22 protein-coding genes, 5 tRNA genes and 1 pseudogene (1 of these 28 only partly in view) are annotated in these 25,607 nt (G+C 40.7%); 10 read left to right on the forward strand and 18 right to left on the reverse strand.

Annotated features, from left to right (window positions below; all coding sequences use genetic code 11):
- A protein-coding gene (locus NYE20_RS01020) for a SulP family inorganic anion transporter (protein WP_161621304.1) crosses the window boundary here: on the forward strand, positions 1 to 426 show its end. The gene continues 1,011 nt to the left of window position 1, outside the view; 426 of the gene's 1,437 nt are visible here — the last part of the coding sequence; its start codon lies beyond the left edge, outside the window; it ends in the stop codon at positions 424 to 426.
- A gap of 145 nt (positions 427 to 571) precedes the next feature.
- Positions 572 to 1,492, forward strand: coding sequence for a bile acid:sodium symporter family protein (locus NYE20_RS01025; protein ID WP_080286173.1), 921 nt, complete (start codon positions 572 to 574; stop codon positions 1,490 to 1,492).
- A gap of 9 nt (positions 1,493 to 1,501) precedes the next feature.
- On the opposite strand, the pseudogene NYE20_RS01030 reads toward NYE20_RS01025, so the two are convergent.
- Positions 1,502 to 1,951, reverse strand: a pseudogene (locus NYE20_RS01030) (alpha/beta hydrolase-fold protein); the annotation flags it as partial.
- A gap of 157 nt (positions 1,952 to 2,108) precedes the next feature.
- Here NYE20_RS01030 and NYE20_RS01035 point away from each other — a divergent pair.
- Entirely contained in the window at positions 2,109 to 2,927 is an 819-nt protein-coding gene (locus NYE20_RS01035) for an AAC(3) family N-acetyltransferase (RefSeq protein ID WP_021481946.1), read from the forward strand.
- A 201-nt stretch (positions 2,928 to 3,128) separates the two neighbouring features.
- Here the strand turns inward: NYE20_RS01035 and NYE20_RS01040 are convergent, their stop codons facing one another.
- From NYE20_RS01040 to NYE20_RS01120, 17 genes are all read right to left on the reverse strand, one after another.
- The gene (locus NYE20_RS01040) at positions 3,129 to 4,643 is read right to left on the reverse strand and encodes a peptide ABC transporter substrate-binding protein (protein WP_021481945.1); all 1,515 of its coding nucleotides are present in this window, start codon (positions 4,641 to 4,643) and stop codon (positions 3,129 to 3,131) included.
- Positions 4,644 to 5,669 carry a ThiF family adenylyltransferase gene (locus NYE20_RS01045; protein WP_021481944.1) on the reverse strand — a complete coding sequence of 342 codons (1,026 nt, stop codon included), beginning with the start codon at positions 5,667 to 5,669 and terminating at the stop codon, positions 4,644 to 4,646.
- 307 nt (positions 5,670 to 5,976) lie between these two features.
- Entirely contained in the window at positions 5,977 to 7,371 is a 1,395-nt protein-coding gene (locus tag NYE20_RS01050) for a hypothetical protein (protein WP_161621305.1), read from the reverse strand.
- Between the two features lie 35 nt (positions 7,372 to 7,406).
- Positions 7,407 to 8,621, reverse strand: coding sequence for an MFS transporter (locus tag NYE20_RS01055; protein WP_070548392.1), 1,215 nt, complete (start codon positions 8,619 to 8,621; stop codon positions 7,407 to 7,409).
- Positions 8,622 to 8,730: 109 nt separating this feature from the next.
- A complete protein-coding gene (locus tag NYE20_RS01060) occupies positions 8,731 to 9,540 on the reverse strand; it encodes a cupin-like domain-containing protein (RefSeq protein ID WP_021481941.1) in 810 nt (269 codons plus the stop codon).
- A 251-nt stretch (positions 9,541 to 9,791) separates the two neighbouring features.
- Positions 9,792 to 10,802: an iron ABC transporter permease FeuC gene (gene feuC, locus NYE20_RS01065; protein WP_085187791.1), complete on the reverse strand. Its 1,011-nt coding sequence runs from the start codon at positions 10,800 to 10,802 to the stop codon at positions 9,792 to 9,794.
- The gene (locus NYE20_RS01070; RefSeq protein ID WP_021481939.1) at positions 10,795 to 11,799 is read right to left on the reverse strand and encodes an iron ABC transporter permease; all 1,005 of its coding nucleotides are present in this window, start codon (positions 11,797 to 11,799) and stop codon (positions 10,795 to 10,797) included. Before NYE20_RS01070 ends, feuC begins: the two co-directional genes overlap by 8 nt.
- Before the next feature lie 18 nt (positions 11,800 to 11,817).
- On the reverse strand, positions 11,818 to 12,771 hold the full coding sequence (gene feuA / locus NYE20_RS01075; protein WP_101501794.1) for an iron ABC transporter substrate-binding protein FeuA: 954 nt from the start codon (positions 12,769 to 12,771) through the stop codon (positions 11,818 to 11,820).
- Between the two features lie 90 nt (positions 12,772 to 12,861).
- Complete coding sequence (gene btr, locus NYE20_RS01080) at positions 12,862 to 14,451, reverse strand: bacillibactin transport transcriptional regulator Btr (RefSeq protein ID WP_101501795.1); 1,590 nt, start codon at positions 14,449 to 14,451, stop codon at positions 12,862 to 12,864.
- Positions 14,452 to 14,641: 190 nt separating this feature from the next.
- Complete coding sequence (locus tag NYE20_RS01085) at positions 14,642 to 15,886, reverse strand: exo-beta-N-acetylmuramidase NamZ domain-containing protein (protein ID WP_069963950.1); 1,245 nt, start codon at positions 15,884 to 15,886, stop codon at positions 14,642 to 14,644.
- Positions 15,887 to 15,899: 13 nt separating this feature from the next.
- The gene (nagZ, locus tag NYE20_RS01090) at positions 15,900 to 17,828 is read right to left on the reverse strand and encodes a beta-N-acetylhexosaminidase (protein WP_161621306.1); all 1,929 of its coding nucleotides are present in this window, start codon (positions 17,826 to 17,828) and stop codon (positions 15,900 to 15,902) included.
- Positions 17,829 to 17,855: 27 nt separating this feature from the next.
- Positions 17,856 to 19,181, reverse strand: coding sequence for an N-acetylmuramoyl-L-alanine amidase (amiE, locus tag NYE20_RS01095; protein ID WP_153257192.1), 1,326 nt, complete (start codon positions 19,179 to 19,181; stop codon positions 17,856 to 17,858).
- Positions 19,182 to 19,237: 56 nt separating this feature from the next.
- Positions 19,238 to 20,605, reverse strand: a complete 1,368-nt coding sequence (locus NYE20_RS01100) for a PTS transporter subunit EIIC (protein ID WP_161621307.1) — start codon at positions 20,603 to 20,605, stop codon at positions 19,238 to 19,240.
- A gap of 25 nt (positions 20,606 to 20,630) precedes the next feature.
- Positions 20,631 to 21,482 (reverse strand): MurR/RpiR family transcriptional regulator, encoded by an 852-nt coding sequence (locus tag NYE20_RS01105; protein WP_015252968.1) that lies wholly within the window; start codon positions 21,480 to 21,482, stop codon positions 20,631 to 20,633.
- Between the two features lie 16 nt (positions 21,483 to 21,498).
- The gene (gene murQ, locus NYE20_RS01110; protein ID WP_021481934.1) at positions 21,499 to 22,413 is read right to left on the reverse strand and encodes an N-acetylmuramic acid 6-phosphate etherase; all 915 of its coding nucleotides are present in this window, start codon (positions 22,411 to 22,413) and stop codon (positions 21,499 to 21,501) included.
- Positions 22,414 to 22,522: 109 nt separating this feature from the next.
- Positions 22,523 to 23,005, reverse strand: coding sequence for a GNAT family protein (locus tag NYE20_RS01115; RefSeq protein ID WP_339184222.1), 483 nt, complete (start codon positions 23,003 to 23,005; stop codon positions 22,523 to 22,525).
- 12 nt (positions 23,006 to 23,017) lie between these two features.
- Positions 23,018 to 23,473, reverse strand: coding sequence for a DUF523 domain-containing protein (locus NYE20_RS01120; RefSeq protein ID WP_003234960.1), 456 nt, complete (start codon positions 23,471 to 23,473; stop codon positions 23,018 to 23,020).
- Positions 23,474 to 23,652: 179 nt separating this feature from the next.
- Between NYE20_RS01120 and NYE20_RS01125 the strand changes: the two genes are divergently transcribed.
- From NYE20_RS01125 to rsiW, 7 genes are all read left to right on the forward strand, one after another.
- Positions 23,653 to 23,727, forward strand: a tRNA-Glu gene (locus tag NYE20_RS01125).
- A 3-nt stretch (positions 23,728 to 23,730) separates the two neighbouring features.
- A tRNA-Val gene (locus NYE20_RS01130) sits at positions 23,731 to 23,806 on the forward strand.
- Between the two features lie 4 nt (positions 23,807 to 23,810).
- Positions 23,811 to 23,883: transfer RNA gene (locus tag NYE20_RS01135), tRNA-Thr, on the forward strand.
- Positions 23,884 to 23,905: 22 nt separating this feature from the next.
- Positions 23,906 to 23,990, forward strand: a tRNA-Tyr gene (locus NYE20_RS01140).
- A gap of 4 nt (positions 23,991 to 23,994) precedes the next feature.
- A tRNA-Gln gene (locus NYE20_RS01145) sits at positions 23,995 to 24,066 on the forward strand.
- A 230-nt stretch (positions 24,067 to 24,296) separates the two neighbouring features.
- Positions 24,297 to 24,860 (forward strand): RNA polymerase sigma factor SigW, encoded by a 564-nt coding sequence (gene sigW, locus NYE20_RS01150; RefSeq protein WP_003223646.1) that lies wholly within the window; start codon positions 24,297 to 24,299, stop codon positions 24,858 to 24,860.
- Positions 24,861 to 24,873: 13 nt separating this feature from the next.
- A complete protein-coding gene (gene rsiW, locus NYE20_RS01155) occupies positions 24,874 to 25,500 on the forward strand; it encodes an anti-sigma-W factor RsiW (protein ID WP_029317269.1) in 627 nt (208 codons plus the stop codon).
- Positions 25,501 to 25,607: the final 107 nt, after the last annotated feature.

Below are 25,607 nucleotides of genomic sequence, written 5' to 3' on the forward strand. Positions count from 1 at the left end.
TCCTTAAAAGGTCTCAAAAAAGCGCCGCTCACGGACTCGATTGTCATGGTTGTGACTGTGGTTACGGTTGTTGTGACGGATGACTTATCTAAGGGTGTATTTGTCGGTGTTCTTTTAAGTGCCGTGTTCTTTGTAGCAAAAATCTCGAAGCTGAAAATCGTTTCTCATGCAGAGGATCAAAAGCTTAGAACGTATCAAGTGAAGGGGCAAATCTTTTTTGCGTCAGTGACGGATCTTGCAAATGCGTTTATTTATCAAGAGGATATTGAGCGGGTCGTGATTGACTTAACTGAAGCTCACGTATGGGACGATTCTGGAGCGGCCGCACTTGATAAGATTGTTGCGAAGTTTAAGGAACTAGGCATTGAAGCTGAGTTAAAAGGTTTGAATAAAGCGAGTAAATCTCTAATGAAACAGATGGCATAAAATAGAGAAGCCCAGATGAATGAGATCTGGGCTTTTTTATATAACATACACTTAAGCAGCATTGATATAATAGAGAGAAGAGAAATTTTAAATAGGGGACTTGCATATGATGCTTCAGAAGCTGAACCGTGTATTGGGGAGAGTGATGCCGCTGTTGACGCCGACTAGTGTGGTGCTGGGCGTGCTGCTGTCTCAGTTTTTAAATGGGTATGAATGGGCTGTGCCTTGGATCTTTGCTTTTATTACGTTTGCAGGCAGTTTAAGCGCTAACTTTCAATCTTTGAGACATGCATTGTCTCACCCTCTCCCTATGATTCTTGCACTATTCGTTCTTCATATTTTCATGCCGCTTTTTGCTTGGGGCAGCGGCCATCTTATATTTAAAGGTGATCCTTTGACGATTACCGGTTTAACATTGGCTGTTGTGATTCCTACGGGGATTACAAGCTTGATTTGGGCAGCGATGTACAAAGGGAATGTCGGTTTGACACTTTCGATTATTTTAATTGATACTGTGCTGTCACCGCTAATCGTACCGCTGAGTCTTTCATTGCTGGCCGGCGCTCAGGTTCATATGGATGTGTGGGGAATGATGAAAGGTCTGATTGTAATGGTCGTGATTCCTTCTTTTCTGGGCATGCTGTTTAATCAGATGTCATCTCCAGAAAGAACTGCGTCTTTAAGCAGTGCGCTGTCGCCTTTTTCAAAGCTTTGCTTGATGGCAGTGATTGCGATTAACAGTTCAGCGATTGCTCCTTATTTCAAATCCATTGATTTGAGATTTGCAGGAATAGCTGTAACGGTATTCTTTATCGCGTTAACAGGTTATGCCGCTGCTTGGCTGATCGGAAAAATGATGAAAAGGCGGCAAGAGGAAATAGTCTCTCTTATATTTACGGGAGGCATGAGGAATATTAGTGCCGGCGCAGTTCTTGCCGTTACGTTCTTCCCGTCTCAGGTTGCCGTTCCTGTTGTGATTGGCATGCTGTTTCAGCAGATATTGGCTGCTTTGTTTGGCTATATGCTGAATCGTTTTGAATTAAAACCAATGTTGCAGAAAGCATAAAAAAACCGCTCATAGGGTTGAGCGGTTTTTTCCGTATAGCCATTCGAGCGCGTTGATGAACTGTTTGCAGAAATACTTGCGGTGGTGCACCGCTCCTTTTTCAATTGAAAGATACAACCGGTCTTCAGTGAAGCCTTTTTCTTTTAGACTTTGATGAACTTGCTTTGTTTTTTTCAGCATATGTCGCTGAATGGATTGTTTTTCACGGCCTTCTTCATTCCCGACAGACATGAAAACACGTACAGTGCCTGGCTTTAAAGAAGATATATGAATGGTTTCCGCTGCGTTCTCGTACCAGTATGAACCTGATATAGAGCCGATTTTCCCGAACAGTGACGGATATTTTAATAAGGCGAACATTGAGATGAGTCCGCCTAATGAGGCACCGATCATTCCTCTTGACTGCGGTTCCCTGGTGACGTTCCAGTTTTCTTCGATTAGCGGAATGAACTGGTTCGTTTGTCAAACGCATTCTTTGATGGAACTTGCTTTCTATTATTTGCGTGATCGTATCCCTTAATAATAGTTCAATGTTTAACTTGGAAAAATATATTATTTATTATAAAATAAAGCTATTTAAACTAGAATAGTTTCTTGATAGGGGATGGAAAGGAAAATGAAAAAATTAATTGAAAATACAGAGAATCCAAGAACTACTCAATCTATAAAAAAGGATTTGGAAGGTTTAGGATTGAATAAAGGAATGACCGTGCTAGTACATTCGTCGTTATCATCTATTGGATGGGTAAACGGTGGAGCAATTGCTGTTATACAAGCATTAATGGACATTGTTACTGAAGAGGGGAACATTGTAATGCCTTCTCAATCTGTAGATTTATCTGATCCGTCAGAATGGCACTACCCTTCGGTACCAGAGAAGTGGTGGGATACAATAAGAGAAAGTATGCCAGCTTATAATGCTCAGTATACGCCTACTACTGGAATGGGAAAAATAGTAGAGGTATTCCGTTCTTACCCAGAGGTTAAAAGAAGTTGTCATCCAAATTACTCCTTTATTGCTTGGGGAAAAGATAAAAATAAAATTCTTAATAAACAGTCCTTAAATTTTGGACTCGGTGAACAATCCCCTTTAGGGAATTTATATATGGACAATTCATATGTATTACTTTTAGGCACCGACTTTGATAGCAATACGTGTTTTCATCTTGCAGAATATAGGATTCCTTTTCAAAAGGTTGTAATTAAAGGTGCGCCTGTGCTAATAAATGGTAAAACGGTCTGGAAGAAATATAAAGATCTTGAATTTAGAGAAGATCTTTTTGAAGAAATTGGGAAGTCATTTGAGATAGAAAGTGATATGAAATCTGGTAAAGTTGGTTCTGCTAATTGTAGACTTTTTTCACTTAAGGAAGCAGTTGATTTTGCTGAAAAATGGTTTATTGAATATGATTGTAAAATGAATAGTAGGGGTTAGTACAATAAAAGTCTGTTTTTCGCTATTCTGAAGTATAGTATTTTGTTTACCTTTTTATTAGAAGATATGTAGCCATTTAAAAAAAGAAATGTTATAAAAAAGGATAGGATTTTTATTAATCCTATCCTTTAATTATACTAGGTTTAGAAACATATTTTATTTTGTTTATGTATAAACTTCAATCATGATATAAAGTAATTTTTAGAGTTTAGGCTTTTCTTCTGTTCCCCATGAAAGATTTTGAATAGAAATGCTTCCATCTTTGAATATTTTATACCCTTTTAAAAAAGGATTTTTAAGAAAAATACTTTGTCCGTTAAAAAGAGGAATTGATGGTAATTTTTCTAAAAGGTAATCGTTGGCTTTTTTGTAATATGTGCAGTGATTTTCTTTTTCATCTCCCAAAGCTTTTTGTAGAATGTCTATAAATTCGTCTTCATCTTCCTCTGACAGTTCGGATAAGAAATATTGAAAATAATTAAATGGATCATTATACAGAGGGCTAAGCAGTGCCAAACATAAATCATACTCTCTTTGTTCATGTCTAATTACAAAATCCTCAAACGAACAACCTTCGAGAGTTAACGTAATACCAAGATGTTTTTCCATTTCTGACTTAATTGAGTGGCATATTTCACCGTTAGGAAAAAAATCGGCGTATAGTATGGAGAGGGCTTGGTTTTCTCTCTCTTCTTGCTTCCATAGTTTAACTGCTTTTTCAGGGTGATAACAGTAATTGGATTGATCATCGAATAATTTTTCTGAGACACCTATACTTGCAAAATGATCCCAAGGTATTATTCCTCCATGTAAAGTTTGAGCGATTTGTGACTTATTAACTATATAATAGAGGGCTTGTCTAGCCTGTTTCTTTTTAAAAAGATCGTTTCGATTTCCAAATTGTAAAAAAAACAGTATTCCGGAGGGAAACATATAAAAATCATCTCTTTGTTTGAACCTTTTTATTTCTTCAAATGGAAAGTATGTATTACAAGTAACATCAATATTACCTTTCTCATAGTTTTGAAGTGAATAATCCAATTCACGATTAATTACAAATAAAACATCTTTAACATGATTTGATGAACTATTTGGGTAGAAAGGATTTCTCTCTAATCTTACAAATTGACCTGACTTATACTCTTTTAGCACGTATGCTCCATTTGTAATGTTTAATCTTTCATCTGTCCATGAAACCTGCTCTGTCCTATAGGGAAATGGGCTAGTATTGGGGCTTCCCAAAATAGATGGAAGAAAGGGCAGACATTCTGTCAAAGATATTTTTAATTTCCTAGGACCTAGAGCTTCAACACCCAATTCTGTAACAGGCAAAACCCCATTTAAAATTTCTTCTCCATTCTTAATAAAACTAAGGATTTGCCCAATTGGACTATTGATTTTTGGGTGAAATAAACGTTGGAACGCGAATACAAAGTCTTGTGCTACTACTGATATCCCATCAGACCAAAATCTATCTTTTCGTAAATTGAAAATATAGGTAAGCCCATCAGAAGAAACTTCAAAATTCTCGGCTGCTCCACACACCCATTGTTCGGTTTCTATGTCTCGAATAAATAAAGGTTCAAACATGGCTTGAGAAATTATTTGACCTATATAATCATCACATTTAGCTGGATCTAAAGATATCGGATCTGTATCTATTTCAAAGACTGCTACGTCTTTACCCTTTAGAATGTAATCTCTATAGTTCGACATCTATTCTCCTCCACAATTACACAATTTTGGTTCATCAATTGTAAAACGATTTAGTTTGAGAGTTGTAAAGTCTATTTGACATCTTGTTAGATAACTATGTATTTGATTTATTTGAGCAAGAAAATGAATTACATCCATTGCTAAGAATGCTGAAACAATTGTGTTAGTAGGAGCAAAAGATGCCTGTATGATGGAATTACTTCTCTCTCTAATTATTTTTTCTATTTCTTTCATCTCTTTTTCTTCTTCAGCTATAAAACAGTTTAGACAGCATGTCTTTCCTGGCACAAACAACGGTCCCCAAAATCCTTGGTGTCTACCGACCCCAGACCCCACCCAAGGTATTTTTCTTTCAAAGCAATATTCATCTACAATTTTATCCAAATGTTTGGGATAGTCGGCTGCATTAATAAAAATATCGATTGAATGAGAAGCTAGAAAATCAAGAGACTTTATGGAATCAATCGTAGTTTGATAGGAAGTGACCTTTACAGAAGGATTTACTTTACGCATGAAATTTTCGGCTGCTTTTACTTTTGGTTTTCCGAAGTCCTCTTGTGTGTACAAAAACTGGCGATTCAGATTGTGAATGTTTACTACATCATTATCTATAAGGATAAAGTTTTCGATTCCTGCACCTATTAAGTGTTGAATCAAGACACTACCTACGCCGCCAACTCCTAAGATAACAACTTTGGCGCTTTTCAGGTTAGACTGAAGTTGATTAGAATCAATAGAAAAATCATCAAGATAATATAGTTGTTTCTCAACAATGGTATCTAAATACTCATTTTCCCAATTTTCGCGAAGTAATTCTTCCTCTTTTAAAAATTCTAATAATTTTTGTGTATCCTCTAATGGCATTATTCGGTTCAACTCTTCTTCCATACACCCTTTTTCTAATAATTTTAAGGCCTTTTCAGTATGTTGAGGTGAACCTTCTAATTCAGTAATCTCGTCATCAATGAGAAATATTCTTCCATTATGTAATGAAACAATTTGTATACGATCTGCTAATTTATACATATATTTTTCCTCCATAGTTTAAAATAGGTATGATAATAAAATAAAATAAACCGTCTAACCCATGGAAGGATTGACGGTCTGTTAATGCTCCATTAGAAAATTAAAACTAGCAGCGTTTTACCAGGCCACGAGCTGTAGATCCACGTAATTTTTTTAATTTCATATTTCTCACCTCCCTTAATGTATTACTATTAACTAGCAACGTTTTACTAAGCCACGAGCTGTAGATCTACGTAACTTTTTTAATTTCATATTTCTCACCTCCTTAAAAATTTAATCCAATTATGAGTAATCACCTTTTATTTTTTTACTGCTTGTGTTGAACAACAAATCCTTGCATTTTGAAAAGACTTGTTTCCTGCAATAATACTGTTACAGGGATTTCATCTGAAACATCAAGGAACATCTCTTTTAACTCATCCATCTCTTTTGGTAATAAAGGTATCATTTTTGAAATACTCCGAAAATAAATATAATTGTTCACCATCATTTCTACATAGACATTTAAAGCTAAATAACGTAATGCTTCTTTTTGTTTTCCTGATAAATTTTGCACAAAATTTTCACAGTATATATCATCACGTAAAAGATGGACGTCGCTTAACCCCATAAATGAAAGGTTATTCCAAAGTTTCTGACGTAGTGGTGAGAGCTTATTATCCGGGAGTTCAGTACGACTATAACCACCTGAAAGATAAATAGGCATGTATAATCCTAATGCAGATCGAGTTTCTATGTATGGCACATCTAAAAACTTCGGTCTCATTAAGAGTTTAGATAAACCAATAGTTCGAAACGATGGATGAATAATTAGTCTTACAAGACATCTAATACGATCATTTATATCTTTAAAGTAATCTATTTCTTCCCAATCTTTAGGATAAGGTGACTTCATAACAGAAACACCTATACATTTTTCCTTAAGTCTTATAGTGAATATTTCAGTTTCAAATTCATTGTCAACGAACAGATCTTCATCTCCAAAATAGTGAAATCGCTTTAATTCCTCATAATCTTTAATTGTTCCACTTTCAACTTGGACCCCACTTATATCTGGAACGAAAGGCTTTTCTATTGGTCTGTTTGTGATACGATGGGTTCCGTTTAAATCCAAATCAATTAAAATATCAGGTGCTAATGCTTCTATCAAGTCATTATGAGCAGAAGCTACAATTAAATGAATCTCTTGTTTCCGACAAATTTTCTGAAAACTATACGCGACGACTTTCGCTGTAATTCGGTCTAGATTTGACAAAAACTCGTCTACAATAATTATCGAAGGATTTCTGCTTAATGCCATAGCTAATAAAAAACGAGTTTTTTGTCCTTCAGACAAAGCAGAATAAGGAGTGAGATATAGATAGGCTTCTCCTAACCCTACCCAACCTAAAATTTTCATGGATTCCTGTAATTCTAGATCTAATAAGTCAATAATCGGAATATCTTGTTTAGCTGGTGGAGTTGGGATAACAGCATCAGGAAAGTCTTTTTTTATGAGGTTAACCAGTGTGCTTTTGCCTGACCCGCTAAATCCAGTAATATAGGTTACGTCATGCATTAAAAAAGTAATGTTTTTAAAAATTAATCTATTGTTCAGTTGGGTATCTGTCACACCAAATATTTCTTGAACCCTTTGGTGATTATCACTTTTAGATTTCAAATGAGAAATTGATAAACTAAATGAGTAATTTTTTGATAACATAGAAGGAGCCACCTTATTCAAAGTTTGATTATTTATTATTTCTCTTGAACTTTTAACAGTTTGTGTTTTTCTACGCTATCTTTTCTATTTTTATAAAAAGATAAGATACTTAATGCAACTAACACCATGGAAATTACCCCCGTAAAACTAAGTAAATAAGCTGTTCCAAATTTATCTGATAAATATCCGAAAATTGGAATTGATATGAACATTACAAGAGAACTTATAAAGCTTATAATAGATAATAGAGTGGCACGCTGTTTAGAAGGAATATCTTGATTAATTACGCTATAAGAGATCGTAGTAAACAAGTTATAAAAAGCGCTAATTATAAAAAATGATAATATTAACCAATTGAAATTAATATATATGAGTAAAAATGAAATACCACAAAGATATACACATACCATCATTACTCCCCTACTGGAAAATTTCTTTTCTAGAATGTAAGCACGGTCTGCTAGTATAGCTGCTAAAAAAGATTCCAGCCCAAAAAAGATAGAAATTAAATAAACCTTTATTCCTAATTGATTAAATAGTTCTTGGGCAAACATGTAAAAAATAGAGCCTATACCCGTAAATAATGCTATCCCAAATATAAGTGTACGAGAGGTATTATTAGTTTTTAAAAAATTAAATGTATCTTTAAAAATGAGTGTAAATGATTCTCTTTGGCTTCCTTTCTTATATTTAGTCTCTTTTAGAAAGAAGCATCCAAAAAATGCAACCATCTGAAATATAAATGAGACAGCAAAGACTAAAGACCAAGAAATTTCTTTTAAAAATCCACCAATCATCATTGCTAGAGAAAGTGCAACCGTAATAATAGCCATATAACGACCTAGGAATCTGCTGAAGTTATTTTCTCCAGTCTGTTCTTTTACAGAATCAACCAGAAGCGATTCTTCTGAACCGGATATAAATGTCATACCAAGTCCTAACAGACAGAATGATAGTGCAAGAGACTCGAAGCTATCTGCTATCATAATTATTAATAGGTACGACATAATCATAAATCGACCAATTAAAAGAGAAACCTTCCTTCCATAACGGTCTGCTAACATTCCACCAGGAATCTCAAAGAGAAACATAGTTCCATTTACAAATGCTTGCAACAATCCAATTTGGAATAGGGAAAATCCTTTTTCAATAAGAAAAAGCATCCAAATTCCCCTTTCAAAAAACCCGTTTCCAAAGCAAGAAGTTAAATATATAAAACTAACATTTTTATTTGTTGAAAATAATGGCATTTGATTTCCCCTTGTTAAAACTAACACTTTTATGAATGCACTAGGAAGACAGTCTGAAGAAGATCTCATTAAAAACCCTAATACTTAATTTCCTTTTAATTCTTTTTCTTTATACTTTCTGAACTTTTTCGGGTGTCTTACTTATTTCCAATTGGTACTCAACAATATTAGAAACTAAAGGCCATAAGCAGTTTTTATAATTAGTTTCGTTAATAAAGTTTTCTGTAACAGCTATGGTTAACTCTTCGTTATGAACTTGGTGCCACCAACCGCTTGGAATGTACATTATATCTCCTTCAGATTGTTCACCATAAAAAGTTTGAGAGTGAGTATATAAAGGAAACTTCTTGAAGTCAGGATTAAAAGCGTCCACTGCACCGTTATATATGTTCTCAGATTCATTTTGATTAAGTAATATCCATTTCTTTTTCCCGCTGATTACAGCATTCCAAGAGGCAGTATGTCCATAGTCAATATGTAAACCTGAACCAGTATTTTTTTGGTTAATATAAATCCAACGGAGAGCCGGAAGTAGTGATATAGGTGCATCTTCTAACCAACTTTGAAAATAATTAGGAACTTGATAATGCTCCCGAAGTTCAGGGCAATCCCTTGAAAACTCCCAGTCCGCTAAATTAAAGATACCATCTTCTTGTTCTTCCTTAAGTATGTAATCGATATATTCTCCTAGAGTAGTTTCATACAATTCATACCGTTTACCAGATTCGAAGATTGGAACAATAATATGTCCATATTTCTCACGGAAAAAGTCAAGTGTCCAAAGCTTTTTAGCTTCCCAGTTGTTAATAGCATTTGAAATAATGACAGGTTTACCTGGTAACCCATATTCTTTCATAAATTCATCGTATGTCAGGTCAACTCTTCTATCGATCGGATGGTGAGACAATTTTTTTTCCATAAGTAGATAAACTCCTTTGTCTATTTTTTAAATTTTCTATATCATCGGTTTAATATACTGTATGTAACATTCTTATTGCTAGTATAAACCAATAATTATTTACCTGATTTTTCTGAATGTTATTATATTGGTAATTATTATATTGTAAAGAATTTACTAAGTCAATCTATTTGTAAAAAAAAACCACACTTCAATATATTGAAATGTGGGCTTGAATTTGTCGTCTGCTTTGTGTTCTGAAAGAGATCCTTTCAAGCGTTCTCCCCCTTTTTTTGCTTGAAAAGCAGATATAAGAAATAAGGAACTCCGAGGATCGCCAAAATGATGCCTGCAGGCACTTCTGCGGGCTGAAAAAACAGTTTTCCGGCAAAGTCTGCGCTTATCACAAGAAGCATCCCGATTAAACCGCTCAGTGGCAGGATATAGCGATGTTCGACGCCAGCCAGTCTCCGTGAGATATGGGGAGCAATTAAGCCGACAAACGCCATGCTTCCCGCTACGGAGACACAGGCGCTGATGATTGCTACACAGGCTACGAGCAGGATGGTTTTTTCTTTATTTGATGAAATGCCGAGGCTTCTGACTGTGTCTTCATCAAAACGAATGGTGTCGAGCAGGCGGGATTTGCCGATAAGAATCGGTATAAACAGCAGCATCCATGGGAGTACGGCTGTGATATACGTCCAGTTAGCAGACCAGATGCTTCCGTTTTTCCACACCATGGCCATTTGATAGTCTTGCGGGTCCATTTTTAAAGATAAAAACAAAGACAGGGCGCTGAATCCTGAATTGATTGCAATCCCTACCAGAATAATTCTTCCTGAATCTAAATTGCCTCTGTGCCATGCAAATATGTAAATCAGGATCGCCGCGATGAGCCCGCCTATCAATCCAAAGAGCGGCATTCCCATCGCTGCAGCTATGGATGTCACTTCCTTCTGGCCTTGGAATAAGAGCATAAACGCTACAATGCCGGCTCCTGCCCCTGCGTTGATTCCGAGAATTCCAGGATCAGCAAGCCCGTTTCTCGTGATGGCCTGGATAACAGCGCCTGCAATGCCAAGACCGAGTCCAATAATAGCAGCCATGACAACCCGCGGCAGTCTTAAATCGAACAGCAAAATTTCATATTGCGGATTCGGGTCGATTTGAAAAAGAGTGGAGAGCAGCTCAGCAGGACAAACAGAAAATGATCCGCTCGTTAAGCTGAAATAACTGACAACTAGAATCAAAGCGATGAACAATGCATATTTTTTAGCCATTTTGCTCCCCTCCTTTTCGTTTAATTAAATAAAGGAAGAAAGGTACGCCGATAATGGATGTTACGACCTCAATCGGTGTTTCAAACGGATAGTTGATAAATCTGCTTGCGAGATCACACAGGGTTAAAAAGATTCCGCCCAAAATACAGGAGCACGGAATCAGCCTGCTGTAATCAGAGCCGACGAGAAATCTCGTGATATGCGGAACAACCAACCCGACAAACGCAATTTTTCCGGCCAGCGCTACGGCACTGCCGGTTAGAATGATGACGGAAAGCATCGCCATGATTTTAATGGTTTTTTTCTTTTGCCCCAGGCTTTTAGAAATGTCGTCCCCTAATGATACAGCGGTTACCTTTTTGCTGAGAGAAATGGCCATTATAATGCCAATCAGGAAAAACGGAGCGGCAAGCTTCAGGAAATCCGGATTCATTTGATGAAGTCTGGCACTGTACCAGAAACTGAGATCCTGAGAAATTTGAAAATAAATCGACATGGCCGCTGATAAGCTGCTGAGCAGCATGCTTGTGACTGTGCCGATGATGGCGAGCTGCACGGGGGTAAATCCGTTTGGCATCATGGCGGCAAGGCCGAATACTAACACCGCTCCTAACGCTGAGCCGATAAAAGAGTATATCATCATTTCAATCGAAGATGATTGCGGGAGCAGAACCATGCAAAGCGTAATGATAAACGCTGAACCATCTGAAACACCCATAATGGATGGCGAAGCTAAATAATTGCGCGTGATGCCCTGCATAAGCGCTCCAGAAACAGCAAGGGCTGCCCCTATGAGCAGAGCGCCGGCAGCCCTTGGAATCCGGGAGTGCCATATAATTTGATGGTCTGTGTTTCCCGGATCGAAATGAATAAGAGATGTAAAAACAATATCTGTGCTAAGATGCTTTGCCCCATAAAGGATTGAAAGCAAAAGCGACAGCGCTATAGCAAATGGAGAAGTAATCAATATGATACGTGTCCACTGTTTTGAATACATACATAAACCTACTCTGAATTAGTTTTGTGTCAATTTTTCAGCAGCCGCTTTCAGGAAACGGACTTTGCTCCAAGCTGTGCCGCCTTGTGCGAGAGGGTCCACTGAGTTGACATACACATGGTCTTCTTTGACTGCTTTAAGGCTTTTCCAGATTGGATTTTTCTCTAAATCTTTTAAGGCATCAGGTTTGTCTGCATTTTCATCATCAGAAAATTGGACGAAAATATGGTCCGGGTTCATTTCACTTAATTTTTCTAATGAAATCAGCTCTTGCGCTTTTGCAGCTTTTACTTCGTTCGGCGCCTTAAGGCCTAAATCACCGTATAGTGTGGAGTTGAAATACACCTGTTCAGGGTAAATGTAAATGTTGCCTTGTCTGATTCTGATGACAAGCGCTTTTGAATCTTTCGCTTTATCGTTGATTTTTGTTTTTGTTTCTTTTAGATCCTGTTCATAGTCTGCAATAATTTTCTTTGCTTTTTTCTCTTTTCCAGTCAGCTGGGCAAGCAGCATCATGTTTTCCTTCCAGTTTGAAGAGATATGAGAAACTGGGATCGTTGTGCCTGCTGTGCTGATTTTTTGCAGCGTTTTTTCCGGAAACTTTGTTGAAGCAAGGATAACATCTGGCTTCATTTCAAGAATCTTTTCAATATTTGGCTCCATCTTTTCTCCGGTTGGTTCGGCTTTATCAGTAATGTCTTTGAACATATCAGGGAATTTGCCGGAGAATGAAATTGCGCCTTGCGGATGAACGTCAAGCAATTTCGCGTCTTCCATTGATTCAACGCTTCCCGTAATGGCGATTTTGTCTGTCGGTACAGTTACTTCATATGTTTTATCAAGGTATTCAATTTTCTCTTTCTCAGATGCTGTGCCGCTTGCCTTGCTGGCAGTTGATTCATTTTTGCTGCCGCAAGCTGCCGCCGTCAGCGCGAGAAGCAAGATTAATAAGGTAAGAGATATCTTTTTCATCTATAGAGCCTCCTGTCCAATTGATAACTATTATCAATTGGAATTATAGAGAATGAACAGATATAACACCATGGACAAATTCCTGATTTATCATGGATAATCTCCGGAAAATAAAGAAACAGTTTGCTGAACGATGCGTTCGTGCCCGCAAGCTGAGTATTCATTCCACGGATCAAGGGATAGAAGATAAACACGGTTATTCCGTACCGCGCTTAGGTTTTGCCATGCTTCTGTCTGCTGTAATTGCTGGTAGTAAGCTATGGTCTCCGGCTCTTTAAAAAGAAAAAGCATCATACAGTCAGCTTGGTAATTTGCGATATTTTCTAACGAAATCGCTTGTTCTGAAGGTGTGTCAGCCGTTGTTGCCGAGCTGAATCCTAAATCCCCAAAGAAAACTTCGCGGACGCTTCGGTTATGTGCCAGATAGAAGTTTTGCTTATGCAGCCTCAAAAAGAGAAAACGCAGCCCTTGAACGTGCTGAAGCGTTTTTTTGGCGGCTGTTGTCTGCTGGTCATAATCCGTTAGCCACTTTTCTGCTTCGGACTCCTCCTTTAAAAATGAGGCAGTTTGCAGAAAGTGGGTTCTCCAGCTTTCTTCTGAAGGAAGGTACATGACTTCTGCGATGCGATTCAGGCGATCTTTTTCTTCTGGAGAAATAGAATCCATGCTGACAATCACATCTGGTTCTGCCTGTGATAACGTGTACAGGTTTTCTTCCCACTTTTCATTAAACCGGTATGCACTGAGCTGGACGGGTATATCTGTCGAATAATGCTGATAGTAGTAAGACGTCCATTTCGGATGCAGAGCGGCCGCAAAAGGTATGTGGTGAAGAGGGATGAGATGGCCCATTGTGCCCCTTCCGTATGCGGCGATTTTCTTTCGGCGTTTTTTCATATAGCTTGTAGGTGAACAGCCTGTATGTTTTTTAAAGATTCTGCTGAAATAAAATTCATCTTGATAACCGGTTTGGTGTGCAATTTCTTTCAATTTGCAGTTTGATTTTGCCATGAGCCGTTTTGCCTTTGTGATTCGTGTTTTCGTAATAAATTCTGTTACGCTCTGTCCTGTCCATTTTTTAAAGCTTTCACTGTAGTGTTTGGCACTGATTCCTGCCATTTGCGACAGCTGGGCAAGCGTGATTTTTGTATCGGCATGGGTTTCGATATAGTGTTTTGTTTTTTCGATTGCTGAATGTGTATCCGTTTGATCAGATAAACTGGCAGTAAAAAGGTCATAAATCAGGCTTTGTACTTCAATTACACATTTTAGCTGAGAAAGCTGAGACGATTCATTCCATAGTGCGGCAAGCTCTTGAAGCCGGACGGCAAGATTTTCGATATGTGAAACATTCATAAGCTTCAGTTTGGCTAATTCCGATTCTGTGCACGGTGTGAAAATATCTTGCCCGGTTTCCTTGATATAGCTTTGAAGCCTGATCATACAGGCATCTATATGTCCATCGGCTGCCGGCGTAAAGCCAAAGGTCTCGTTAGGCGGACAAACATAAAGTGTCTTTTTTTGCAGAGGATTGGTGTTTGTTCCGATCGAAATATAGCCATTTCCTTTTAAATGAAAAATCAGCACGAATGAATCGGCTAATTGCTGTTCTGAGAAGAGATCACTTGTCTTTTTTAGATAATTAATTTGTATCGGTTGATAAATCACTGCTTTTTGCACGAGTAGACCACCTTTTCAGAAACTTTCAACTGATAATCATTTTCAATAAAAATTGTACCAAATAAATGAAAGTTTTCCTATATAAAGCGGGTGGGTTTTTAGAATGAAAAAAACCCTTACACATGTGTAAAAGTAAGGGTCTTTCGTTCGGTAAGAATATGTTACACGTGTAACATACGATGCTTACGTTCTAATAAATGAGATATTTTTTTCTTGTTTTGCTGAATTGTTGGAGTGTTTTTTCATAGCTGTTTATGATGTCCTCAACCGAAGTTCCATTTTCAATTTTTGTCCTGATCCAGCCGTTGCCTGCCAGTTTATCGAATGAACCTGTTGACAGGAACTCAAAATCCTCAGGATAGAGATCGTGTATGGTTTTAATGACTGAAAGACCCGTTTTAACGGCTTCAAACTTATCTCTGTCTGTCACATAGAGCTGCACACCGTGGCAAAGCGTTCCTTGATGTTTAGAAAACGTCGGTGTGAAGGATGCTGCCCTAAATGTTACGCCCGGCAAATGGAGGCTGTTTAATGTTTCTTCAAGTTCTGTGCTTTTGATAAATGGAGCTCCGATCAATTCGAATGGTTTTGTTGTCCCTCGCCCTTCGGATATATTTGTTCCTTCAATCAGCCCGGTTGCAGGATAAACAAATGTGCTTTCCACCGTCGGCATGTTAGGCGAAGGGAGGACGAAAGGCAATCGGGTATCGTCAAAATCCATTTTTCGTTTCCAGTGTTTCATTTTTACCACTGTAAGATCGGCATCAATATCAAATTCTTTGTTGAACAGTAAAGCCAATTCGCCTATCGTCATCCCATGCTTCAATGGAATGGGATACAATCCGACAAATGAGGCGTATTCAGGTTCTAAGATTGGCCCTTCAATATGATTCCCGCCTTGAGGATTCGGACGGTCCAGCACCATAAATGGAATGCCGTTTTCTTTAGCGGCTTCCATTGCGTATGCCATTGTATAAATGTACGTGTAGAAACGGGTCCCGACATCCTGAATGTCAAACATTAGAATATCGACATTTTTCAGCATTTCTGGAGTCGGTTTTTTCGTTTTTCCGTAGAGGCTGTATACGGGAACCCCGGTTTTTTCGTCAATGTAAGAGCCTACTTCGTCTCCAGCCTGGGCGTCACCGCGGACGCCGTGTTCAGGGCCGAATAAAGCTGTCAGTTTGATATCTGGGTTCTCGTAAAGAATATCGACACTGCTTTTCAGAGATGCGTTTACTCCGGTTGGATTGGTGATCAGTCCGATGCGTTTTCCCTTGAGCTGTTTTTTATAGTCTGGCAAGAGCGTGTCTATCCCAGTCTGGACTTTAGGTTTTTTAGCCGTTTGATTCTTTGAATCGGGTGAAGCAGAGGCAGCGGTTATCGTTCCGAACATCATGAGCCCTGTCAGAAAAGCGAATATTGTTTTTCTCATGTGTCCCTCCTTATTAAAGCGGTTTTCCCGTTTTGATATTTAATCCGTAGCCATATGGATAAAGGGTGTCCCCCGGGTTCGTGACTGATGGGATGTCAACTGGAAGTGTGCCTTTAGGTTTTGCCTGGCCGAAAATCGCCATCACTCCGGCCGGAATATTAGGTTGAAGATAACGGCCATTTGCGTATCCTTTAAAGCCATAGACTGCAATCAGTGCCTTTGCTTCTTCGAAATTGGCTGCATCATAGGGGTTGCGCAGGCTCATTAAGACAAATGGTTTGTTGTGCTGCAGTGCGGCTTTCATGACAGCTCTCGGAAACACGGTGGCCCATTTGCTTGAATCTGATATTGTGTCGTCGATGACACCGTCGTTGACGACAGGGTCATTTTTGACGACATAGGAGCCGGTTATGATATAATCAGCCTTTTTTACTTGTTTTGCATGCTCGGCATTAAATACTTGGTTGGCAAAATTCATTTTGTCGACAGATACGGGTTTGATTTTCTTTCGCTTGATGAGATCGTGAATGGTTTGTTCGATTGAAGCAGTTTGTTCTTCGTAAGGTGCCACAATTAAGATGTGGCTGCCTTTTTTAGGCTTGAACGGCAAAGTGTGCTGTTCATTTTTTAATACAGTTACTGCTTTTTCAGCTATTTTTTTCTCTGCTTTCAGGTGCTGCTTGCTTCCTACGATTTTTTGGGCTTTGGCTATTTTTTCTTTTGTACTGTCGCTGTTTCGCGCTGGATACATGCCGCGTTTTATTTTCAGGGAAATGATTCTTTCAACTGATTTGTTGATTTGTTGTTCAGGAATATCCCCGTTTTTTATGGTTTCTTTTAAAGCTTGAATGACACGTGCGAATTTCTGTTCTTCTTTCATTGAAGTGACTGAGGCTGGCATTAATGCAATATCGACACCAGCTTTAACAGCCATGACCACAGCCTCTTCCTGTCCGAAATGATCTGCAATTGCCTTCATATTGAGCGCATCAGTAACGATCACACCATTAAAGCCCATTTCCTCACGAAGAAGACCTGTCATCACTTTTTTTGAAAGTGTAGCTGGAACCAGAATATCCGACCCATCGAGTTTGCTTTTGTAAGTGGTGTCATCAAAGGCGGGAAACTGAACATGGGCTGTCATCACCATATCAGCACCAGCATCAATTGCTTTTTGAAAAGGATAAAGCTCGACTTCGCGAAGCCGTTCTTGGTTATGGGAAACTAGCGGCAGTCCATAATGGCTGTCAACGTCCGTGTCTCCATGTCCCGGGAAATGTTTGAGGGCAGACGCGATATCCTGCCGCTGCAACCCTTTCATCGTGTATAAACCGAGGCGTGATGTCAGTTCTCGGTTGGAGCTGAATGACCGTACGCCGATTACAGGATTATTAGGATTATTGTTAATGTCCACGACAGGGCTGAAATCTGTATTGATGCCTAAGGCAGAGAGCTCTTTCCCGATGATGCTGCCGGTCTGATACGCATTGATTCTGCTTCTGGCTGCGCCCAGTGCCATATTCCCTGGGAAATTAGTGCCCTCCCCTAACCTCGTTACAATGCCGCCTTCCTGATCAATACTCAGCATGAGCGGGATTTTTGGACTTGCCTTTTGGTAATCGTCTGTCAGTTGGACAGTTTGTTTTGTTGTTTTTACATTTTCTGCAAAAAGGATGATGCCTCCGAATTGATATTTCTTGACGAGGCTGGCGACTTCATCATTCATTTCTGTAAGGGCTTGCGGAGAGGACTCGCCTTCCTTTTGCCAATTTCTAAAATCAGGCATCAGCATCTGGCCGAGTTTTTCATCTAACGACATACGATTGACAATCTGATTGGCATCGATTGCACGTTTGGATGCAGAGGCTTCTGTCTGTCTGGCCCCGAAAAAGCATGAAAGAAAGAGAACGGCTGAAAGGATAAGCGGAAAGACAGGTCTCATAGAAACTTCCTCCTATCGTTTAATCATTCACTCCATCGCTTCATAAATCGCGGTTATGACACTTCCATAACTGCCTGTTGCAAATTGATCACCCTCAAAGACGTTTGGATTTTCTTCCGGATCAATAACTGGCGTATGCTTTTTATTTGTTAACAATGCGATGCCTAAATTGTATGCTGGATCAATAATTGTAACTGTCCCCGTCCAGCCGGTATGCCCGTAAGCATTATCGCTGGCATGAGGGCCAAACATCCATTCCATGCTTTTACTTCCGTTCCGCCTCCAGCCAAGAGCGAATGTCGGATCTGTTGCTGAAGATGTTGTAAACAGGTCGGCTGTTTTCTGATCAAATAAAGAAATGTTTCGGTATGAACCTTTGTTTAACATGACTTGCAGCAGTATGGCCATATCATCTGCATTTGAGAACAATCCGGCATGCCCAGACACGCCATCCATTGAGTAAAACGCTTTTTCGTCATGCACTTCTCCTTGCAGCGAGTTTGTACGGATGTTAGGGAATTGAATAACGCCGTCACGTGTATTGCCCATGCGTTCAGTAGCTGCGAACTGTTTCGGTTTAAAGCCCTTTTCCAGCGGATTGTACAAGGTATGCTTCAGCCTGAGCGGTTTGTAGAGCTCTTGCTCCGTGTAGACATCAAGCGGTTGACCGGTGAGTTTTTCGACAATACATCCGAGTAGCATATATCCAATGTCACTGTATAAGTGCTTTGTCCCAGTTTGGTAATCGAGCGGAATTTTCGTCAAATATTCAATCGTTTTGTCCCGTTCCTGGGAATAGTACTTGCCGGCTTTTTCCGGCGTGTAAAAGTAAAAGCTTGATGGGAGCCCTGATTGGTGCTGGAGGACATCGATGACACGTATCTTGTCTTTTCCTTTTATGAGGTCACCCGGCTGATCTTTGAAACCCGGCAAATATGCAGAAACTTTTTCATAGACGTCAAGTTTTCCTTGGCTGACTAAGCGCTGCAATGCAAAATTTGTTGCGTACATTTTTGTATTTGAGGCTAAGTCAAACATCGTGCGGGTTTTCATTTTGGCCGGACGGCGCAGCAGGTCTGATCCTTCGTACTTTTTACTGTAGCCGTATGCTGCTTTTTTTATGATGCGTCCATCCTTCACCACCACAAGAACGGCGCCTGGAAATCCTGCTGCAATATCCCGTTCTATCATCTGATCTACCTTCCTTAGCTTCTTCGTCGAGAATTGTGCAGTTTCTGCATTTATGGTTTTCGGCTCAATCAAGTTGTCTGCTGTTTGTGCGAAGGTTTCATTTGGCGCAAATATCGATAGGGTTAAAATGGCACTGAATATGAACAGTGTCTTTGTTTTCACAGGCTAGCCCCTTTCTGTGCTTCTATCCCGTTTACTATCCCTAATACAGAAACAATTTAATCGAACTGAGAAGCCATTTCATCTTTATATCCGAATGCATAGGTCAATAAAAAGCCGGCCGCGTAGGAAATAAAGAGCCCAACGATATACAGGATGATTTGCGAAGGCAGGACTAGAAAAGAAAGCGGCAGTCCAGAGACACCAATCGCAATGGTGGCTACTTGAAAATAAGCTTGAAAGGCGCCGCCGATTCCAGCTCCTAAACATGCTGTTAAAAACGGACGGCCAAGCGGCAGCGTGACTCCGAAAATAAGCGGTTCACCAATGCCGAGCAGTCCCGATGGAAGCCCGCCGGCGATTGCTTTCCTCAGTGTTGTTTTTTTCGTCTTCACGAAAACGGCAAAGGCCGCGCCTACCTGTCCTGCACCTCCCATAGCCAAAATAGGGAGCAGAGGATCATTGCCAATTGAATTGATCAGTTCCATGTGCACAGGCGTCAAGCCTTGATGCAGTCCGGTTACGACGAGAGGAAGGAAGGTTGCGCCCAGAATAAAGCCTGCAGCGATGCCGCCGATGTCCAGGATGGACAGAAGGCCGGATGTAATAGCATCAGAAATGAATCCGCCTAAAGGCATAAATACGACATACGTTACGATTCCGGTGATTAACAGTGAAACGGTGGGTGTGACAATGATATCGAGTGATTGAGGAATAAAACGGCGAATAAATTGTTCGGTGTAAGCAATGAATATGGCTCCGAAAAGGACGCCGATCAGACCTCCCCTGCCCGGGAGAAGCTCTTCTCCAAATAAACTGATTTTTGCGATCTCCGGATTGATAATCAAGATCCCGGCCAAAGCCCCAAGTGCGGGTGTCCCGCCAAATTCTTTCGAAGCGTTAATACCGACGAGAATGCCGAGATAAGTGAACAGCCCTGATCCGATGACTGTCAGGATAATCGCAATTTGTGAGTCTGCAGAGAGCCAGCCTGCTTGAATAATTGCTTTGGTAATCCCAGTAATTAAACCGGAAGCGACTAGAGCGGGAATAAGAGGGATAAAAATGCTGGCAATTTTACGTAAGAAAAGTTTAAAAGGAGTGGCGTTTTTTCGATTGATATCGGCTTTCTTTTTGGCCGCAGCTTCTTTGACATCGGCACCTTCTTCTGCTGACACGAGCTTTGAGAAAGCAGCTGTAACATGATTGACAACTCCTGTGCCGAGGATAATTTGTAAGGTTTCAGCTTCAACGACCCCCAATACGCCGTCAAGCTTTCTTAAACCCTGAGCATCTGCTTTGCTTTCATCGTAAGGCGTAATGCGCAGGCGTGTCATGCAATGCGTATATGAAGAAATATTGGATTTTCCTCCGCATAGCTCAAGGATTTTCTGTGCGAGATGATGGTAGTTATTTTCTTTGCTCATTAAAACCCCTCCCCTTCAAGATGCCTTATTTTATTCTCATAGATTGTATGGCTGCTCTCGTTTTATCTATATAACCGGTTGTCGTTTCATACTGCTCAGCCGCCATGCCTAAAAACAAAACATCAATTATAAAAAGCTGGGCGAGGCGGGAGGAAGTGGCTGCACTTCGAATCAAGGCTTCATTGGAATGGGCTGTATACAAAGGGACATCAGCCAGTGCGGAGACGGATGTCTGACTGAATTGTGTGAGGCTGATCGTTGTGATGCCTTTTTCCTTGGCCATGGCAAACAGTTCAATGATTTCCTGTGTCTCTCCTGAAAACGAAATGGCGAATACGATGTCGTCTTTATCTGCATTTGCGATTAAAGATGCCACAAGATGAGTGTCTGTAAACGCGGTTGCTTGTTTATGAATGCGAAGCCACTTTTGCTGGGCGTCCTTGGCGACAATGCCGGAAGCCCCGAGGCCGATAAAATGCACGGTATGAGCTTTGAGAAGCAGAGAAACCGCTCGTTCAAGCTCTTTGTAGTCCATCAGGTCTGAAGTATCCTGAATGGCTTGAATGGCATTGCCGGCCGTTTTTTCGGAAATGGAGGGCAGCGGCTCGTGGGGAACAATATCCCGGTAGCCCTGAAACGTAGGCTTTGCCAGATCGCCCGCTACTCTCATTTTTAAATCTTGAAATCCTTTTAAACCGAGTGATTTGCAGAGCCTGATGACGGCAGCGTCACTTGAATTGGCTAAGGCGCTGATTTCGTTGACCGTGCTTTCGATTGCTTTGTGGGGATGGGCTAGGATATAATCTGCAAGTTTGCGCTCGGATGGAGGGAGCTTATGCTTCATTGATTGGATGATCGCTAAACCGCCTGTGGCCATTCTAGTTCTCTCCTTATCATGGATGGTAATGTTCGATTGCTTTGTCAATGAAACCGTTTGCTTCATCGAGTAATGTCTTTGCTTGTTTCTGATCTGTGCTTGTTTTGAGCATGACGATTGCTGTTTTGACGTGATGATCGGCTTGTTCCAGAGTGTATCTGGCTGTGTCGTATGAAGCGTTTGTAAGGCTTTGGATAATGCTGATGGCGCGTTCTTTTAGTTTTTTGTTGCTGACGTTGACGTCTACCATCAAGTTTTCGTAAACCTTGCCGATTTTGACCATTACAGCGGTAGATATCATGTTTAGAATCATTTTATGAGCGGTTGCGGCTTTCATACGTGTTGATCCTGTAATGGCCTCAGGTCCGACGACAACCTCAATGCTGTGATCCGCATCCTTGCTGATGGCGGAATTTTCATTGCAAGTAAGGGCGATGGTGTGTGCTCCGACTTTGCGGGCGTATCTTAGGGCGCCTGCGGCGTAGGGTGTGCGGCCGCTTGCTGCGATGGCAATGACGGTGTCATTTGAAGTGAGCTGTATGTTTCTTAAATCTTCAGCTCCTGCTTCTTCACTGTCTTCAATGCCCTCTGCTGCCTGTAAAAAGGCTTTGGGGCCTCCAGCCATGATTCCGATGACCTGATCTGGGCTTACGCTGTAGGTGGGAGGACATTCAACAGCATCCATGACGCCGAGTCTGCCGCTTGTGCCGGCGCCTGTATATATGAGCCGGCCTCCATTTTGAAACGATTCATAAGCGCAGTCTACAGCTGTTTTGATGTCGGGGAGAACCTCTTGAACGGCTGCAGCGACTTTCATATCTTCGTTGTTGATCATTTTGAGGATGCCGAGAGTGTTTGCTTTGTGGATTTCAACTGTTTGGCTATTGCGTGATTCTGTTGTAAGACGGTGAAGGTTTAATGGTTCTGACATGAGGATGCCCCCTGTTTTAAAATAATATATCTCAATATTCAGTATATTCATTTCTGTTATGATATTTCAACTATGTTTTTAAGTTTTTGAAATTTTATTTCACTCAAGACTATAAGAAATGATGAAGGATCAACTGTTCTCCAAGCGGCCCGATTCTTCGCCGTCCTTTATCAAGGAACCCGCTTTTCATATAAAGGTGTTTTGCGCGTATGTTCAGATGATTGACGGCCAAGATGATTTCGTCGCACCATGGAAAATATCCGCTCACAAAAGCGGGAAGCAAAAGCATGGCTTTTTTCGCATAGCCTTTTCCGTGATGCACAGCGTTTAAAGACAGGGAGCTGAGCAGTAAAGCAAATGGATTGTTAGAATAAGAAGCAAGCGTTTCTTTTGATGCATGTAAAATGAAAAAACCGACTGGAAGGTCGTCTTTTAAGGTGACAACCGGGTATCGGTCCTGTATGCCCAGAGCCTGAGACAGCACCTCTTTCGGGAGGGAGGTAAAGCGTTTGTCATCGTTGGTGAGCGTGAATGATTGGAGCTCGGGCAAGTGTTCAGGCTTATAGAAGGATAAAGAAATGTCTTGAGTCATGGGGTGGCCTCCTTACAATATGTCGTTAAGCTCGTTTTCCGAAATGACGCGGTAGCCCGCTTGTTTTAACAGTGCGGCGGTTACTCCGCTGCCGGTGATTTTTTTGCCAGAGAATGTGCCGTTATAGATAAAACCGCTTCCGCAAGATGGACTGTTTTCTTTTAATATGACGGCAGAAGCGTTGATTTCTTTTGCGTAAGCCAATGTTTTCGCGGCGCCTTCCATATATAGTTCTGTGACGTCTTCTCCTGAAGCTGTCACGATTTTCGCTGTTCCATTGAGGACATCCTCACCGGTGCCTCCTATGATTTCTGCGGGTTCGCGTGGGGTAGAGAAGCCGCCGAGAAGTTCAGGGCAAGCCATAACTGCTTTCTTTTCATCGACGAGTTTTCTGATTTTCTCCGACGCTGCGTGAGAGCCGTTATATCTGCATTCAATGCCTCCAAGGCAAGAACTGACTAGAATCATATTGGGTTCTCCTCTCTTGCTTTGCTTGTCTCTATCATAAAATAAATGGCTTTAGTTGGGAGGCTTTTTCAGTTAAAAAAGGAGTTAAAAAGTTTGAAAATAAAAAATTTAATTTTCCTCTTTACAAACAGGGGGTGACCTGTATATAATAACTTTTGTCAGCTCGACGAGAACACAACGGCCCGTTGGTCAAGCGGTTAAGACACCGCCCTTTCACGGCGGTAACACGGGTTCGAATCCCGTACGGGTCACCATTTGGAGGATTAGCTCAGCTGGGAGAGCATCTGCCTTACAAGCAGAGGGTCGGCGGTTCGAGCCCGTCATCCTCCACCATCTTGCCGGTGTAGCTCAATTGGTAGAGCAACTGACTTGTAATCAGTAGGTTGGGGGTTCAAGTCCTCTTGCCGGCACTGTTTTTTCAAAATTTTATGTGGAGGGGTAGCGAAGTGGCTAAACGCGGCGGACTGTAAATCCGCTCCCTCAGGGTTCGGCAGTTCGAATCTGCCCCCCTCCACCATTATTGGGCTATAGCCAAGCGGTAAGGCAACGGACTTTGACTCCGTCATGCGTTGGTTCGAATCCAGCTAGCCCAGTCACAGACACCTTTGATCAAAAGGTGTCTTTTTTCTTTTCGGAAAAATCATTCCAACTTCTAACTGTTCAGTCTGTATAATAATTTTAAAAATATGTTAAGGTAGTTTATTCACGAATTACCATCTACACCCTGCCAAAAATTTGATAAACTTATTTTATAAAAAAATTGAAACCTTTTGAAACGAAGCTCGTATACATACAGACCGGTGAAGGCAGAGGTTAGATAAATATGGAAATGATGATTAAAAAAAGAATTAAACAAGTCAAAAAAGGCGACCAGGATGCATTTGCGGACATCGTAGATATTTACAAAGATAAAATTTATCAGCTTTGCTACCGTATGCTTGGCAATGTGCATGAGGCGGAGGATATTGCACAGGAAGCTTTCATCAGAGCGTACGTTAATATCGACAGTTTTGATATTAACCGGAAATTTTCAACTTGGCTTTATCGAATCGCGACCAATTTGACCATTGACCGCATTCGCAAAAAGAAGCCGGATTATTACCTCGATGCAGAGGTGGCTGGTACGGAAGGCTTGACCATGTATTCTCAAATCGCCGCAGATGGTGTTTTGCCTGAAGATGCAGTTGTGTCGCTGGAGCTCTCAAACACGATACAGCAGAAAATTTTAAAGCTTCCTGACAAATACAGAACAGTCATCGTATTAAAGTATATTGACGAACTCTCATTAATTGAAATCGGGGAGATTCTAAACATTCCTGTGGGGACTGTGAAAACGCGGATTCACAGAGGCAGAGAGGCTCTTAGAAAACAATTAAGGGATCTTTAAGTGGGGTGATGAAATGAGCTGTCCTGAACAAATTGTGCAGCTTATGCATATGCATCTTGATGGAGATATCCTTCCAAAAGATGAACACGTATTAAATGAACATCTGGAGACATGCGAGAAATGCAGAAAGCATTTTTACGAGATGGAGAAATCCATAGCGCTCGTACGGAGCACATCGCATGTCGAAGCCCCCGCGGATTTTACCGCTAATGTCATGGCAAAATTGCCTAAGGAGAAGAAAAGAGCTTCTGTAAAAAGATGGTTCAGATCCCATCCCGTTATCGCAGCTGCTGCGGTATTCATCATTTTGATGGGCGGGGGTTTTTTTAACAGCTGGCATAATGACCACAATTTCAGCGTGTCCAAGCAGCCGAATCTTGTGGTTCATAACCATACTGTGACCGTGCCAGAAGGTGAGACGGTCAAAGGTGATGTCACTGTCAAAAACGGCAAGCTGATTATTAAAGGCAAAATAGACGGGGATGTAACCGTCGTAAACGGCGAAAAGTATATGGCCTCTGCTGGACAAGTCACCGGTCAGATTGAAGAAATCAATCAATTATTCGACTGGACATGGTACAAGATGAAGTCTGCGGGGAAAAGTGTACTCGATGCATTCAGTCCGAACGGAGAAGAGTAAAGCGCGTTAGCCGCTTTGCTCTTTTTTTGCGGGCTGAGAGGGCTGGCACATTTCACTTGCTAAATCGAAATGTGGTATAATGGGCTCGCTATGTAAAGTACATATGC

It is taken from the genome of Bacillus sp. FSL R5-0416, from assembly GCF_037975425.1.
GTDB lineage: Bacteria > Bacillota > Bacilli > Bacillales > Bacillaceae > Bacillus > Bacillus subtilis.

Bases quoted from the DNA above. Each gene is read 5' to 3' on its own strand.
- NYE20_RS01040 (WP_021481945.1), bottom strand. From the start codon at position 4,643: ATGTCGAACTATAGAGATTACATTCTAAAGGGTAAAGACGTAGCAGTC.
- murQ (WP_021481934.1), bottom strand. From the start codon at position 22,413: ATGTCAGAACCATTAAACCTTCACCGTCTTACAACAGAATCACGCAAT.
- NYE20_RS01120 (WP_003234960.1), bottom strand. From the start codon at position 23,473: ATGATTCTAGTCAGTTCTTGCCTTGGAGGCATTGAATGCAGATATAAC.
- NYE20_RS01105 (WP_015252968.1), bottom strand. From the start codon at position 21,482: ATGGCCACAGGCGGTTTAGCGATCATCCAATCAATGAAGCATAAGCTC.
- feuC (WP_085187791.1), bottom strand. From the start codon at position 10,802: ATGGCTAAAAAATATGCATTGTTCATCGCTTTGATTCTAGTTGTCAGT.
- NYE20_RS01035 (WP_021481946.1), top strand. From the start codon at position 2,109: ATGAAAAAATTAATTGAAAATACAGAGAATCCAAGAACTACTCAATCT.
- nagZ (WP_161621306.1), bottom strand. From the start codon at position 17,828: ATGAGACCTGTCTTTCCGCTTATCCTTTCAGCCGTTCTCTTTCTTTCA.
- NYE20_RS01055 (WP_070548392.1), bottom strand. From the start codon at position 8,621: ATGCCATTATTTTCAACAAATAAAAATGTTAGTTTTATATATTTAACT.
- rsiW (WP_029317269.1), top strand. From the start codon at position 24,874: ATGAGCTGTCCTGAACAAATTGTGCAGCTTATGCATATGCATCTTGAT.
- NYE20_RS01050 (WP_161621305.1), bottom strand. From the start codon at position 7,371: ATGTTATCAAAAAATTACTCATTTAGTTTATCAATTTCTCATTTGAAA.
- NYE20_RS01100 (WP_161621307.1), bottom strand. From the start codon at position 20,605: ATGAGCAAAGAAAATAACTACCATCATCTCGCACAGAAAATCCTTGAG.
- NYE20_RS01085 (WP_069963950.1), bottom strand. From the start codon at position 15,886: ATGAGAAAAACAATATTCGCTTTTCTGACAGGGCTCATGATGTTCGGA.
- NYE20_RS01045 (WP_021481944.1), bottom strand. From the start codon at position 5,669: ATGTATAAATTAGCAGATCGTATACAAATTGTTTCATTACATAATGGA.
- feuA (WP_101501794.1), bottom strand. From the start codon at position 12,771: ATGAAAAAGATATCTCTTACCTTATTAATCTTGCTTCTCGCGCTGACG.
- sigW (WP_003223646.1), top strand. From the start codon at position 24,297: ATGGAAATGATGATTAAAAAAAGAATTAAACAAGTCAAAAAAGGCGAC.
- NYE20_RS01025 (WP_080286173.1), top strand. From the start codon at position 572: ATGCCGCTGTTGACGCCGACTAGTGTGGTGCTGGGCGTGCTGCTGTCT.
- NYE20_RS01115 (WP_339184222.1), bottom strand. From the start codon at position 23,005: ATGACTCAAGACATTTCTTTATCCTTCTATAAGCCTGAACACTTGCCC.
- NYE20_RS01060 (WP_021481941.1), bottom strand. From the start codon at position 9,540: ATGGAAAAAAAATTGTCTCACCATCCGATCGATAGAAGAGTTGACCTG.
- NYE20_RS01070 (WP_021481939.1), bottom strand. From the start codon at position 11,799: ATGTATTCAAAACAGTGGACACGTATCATATTGATTACTTCTCCATTT.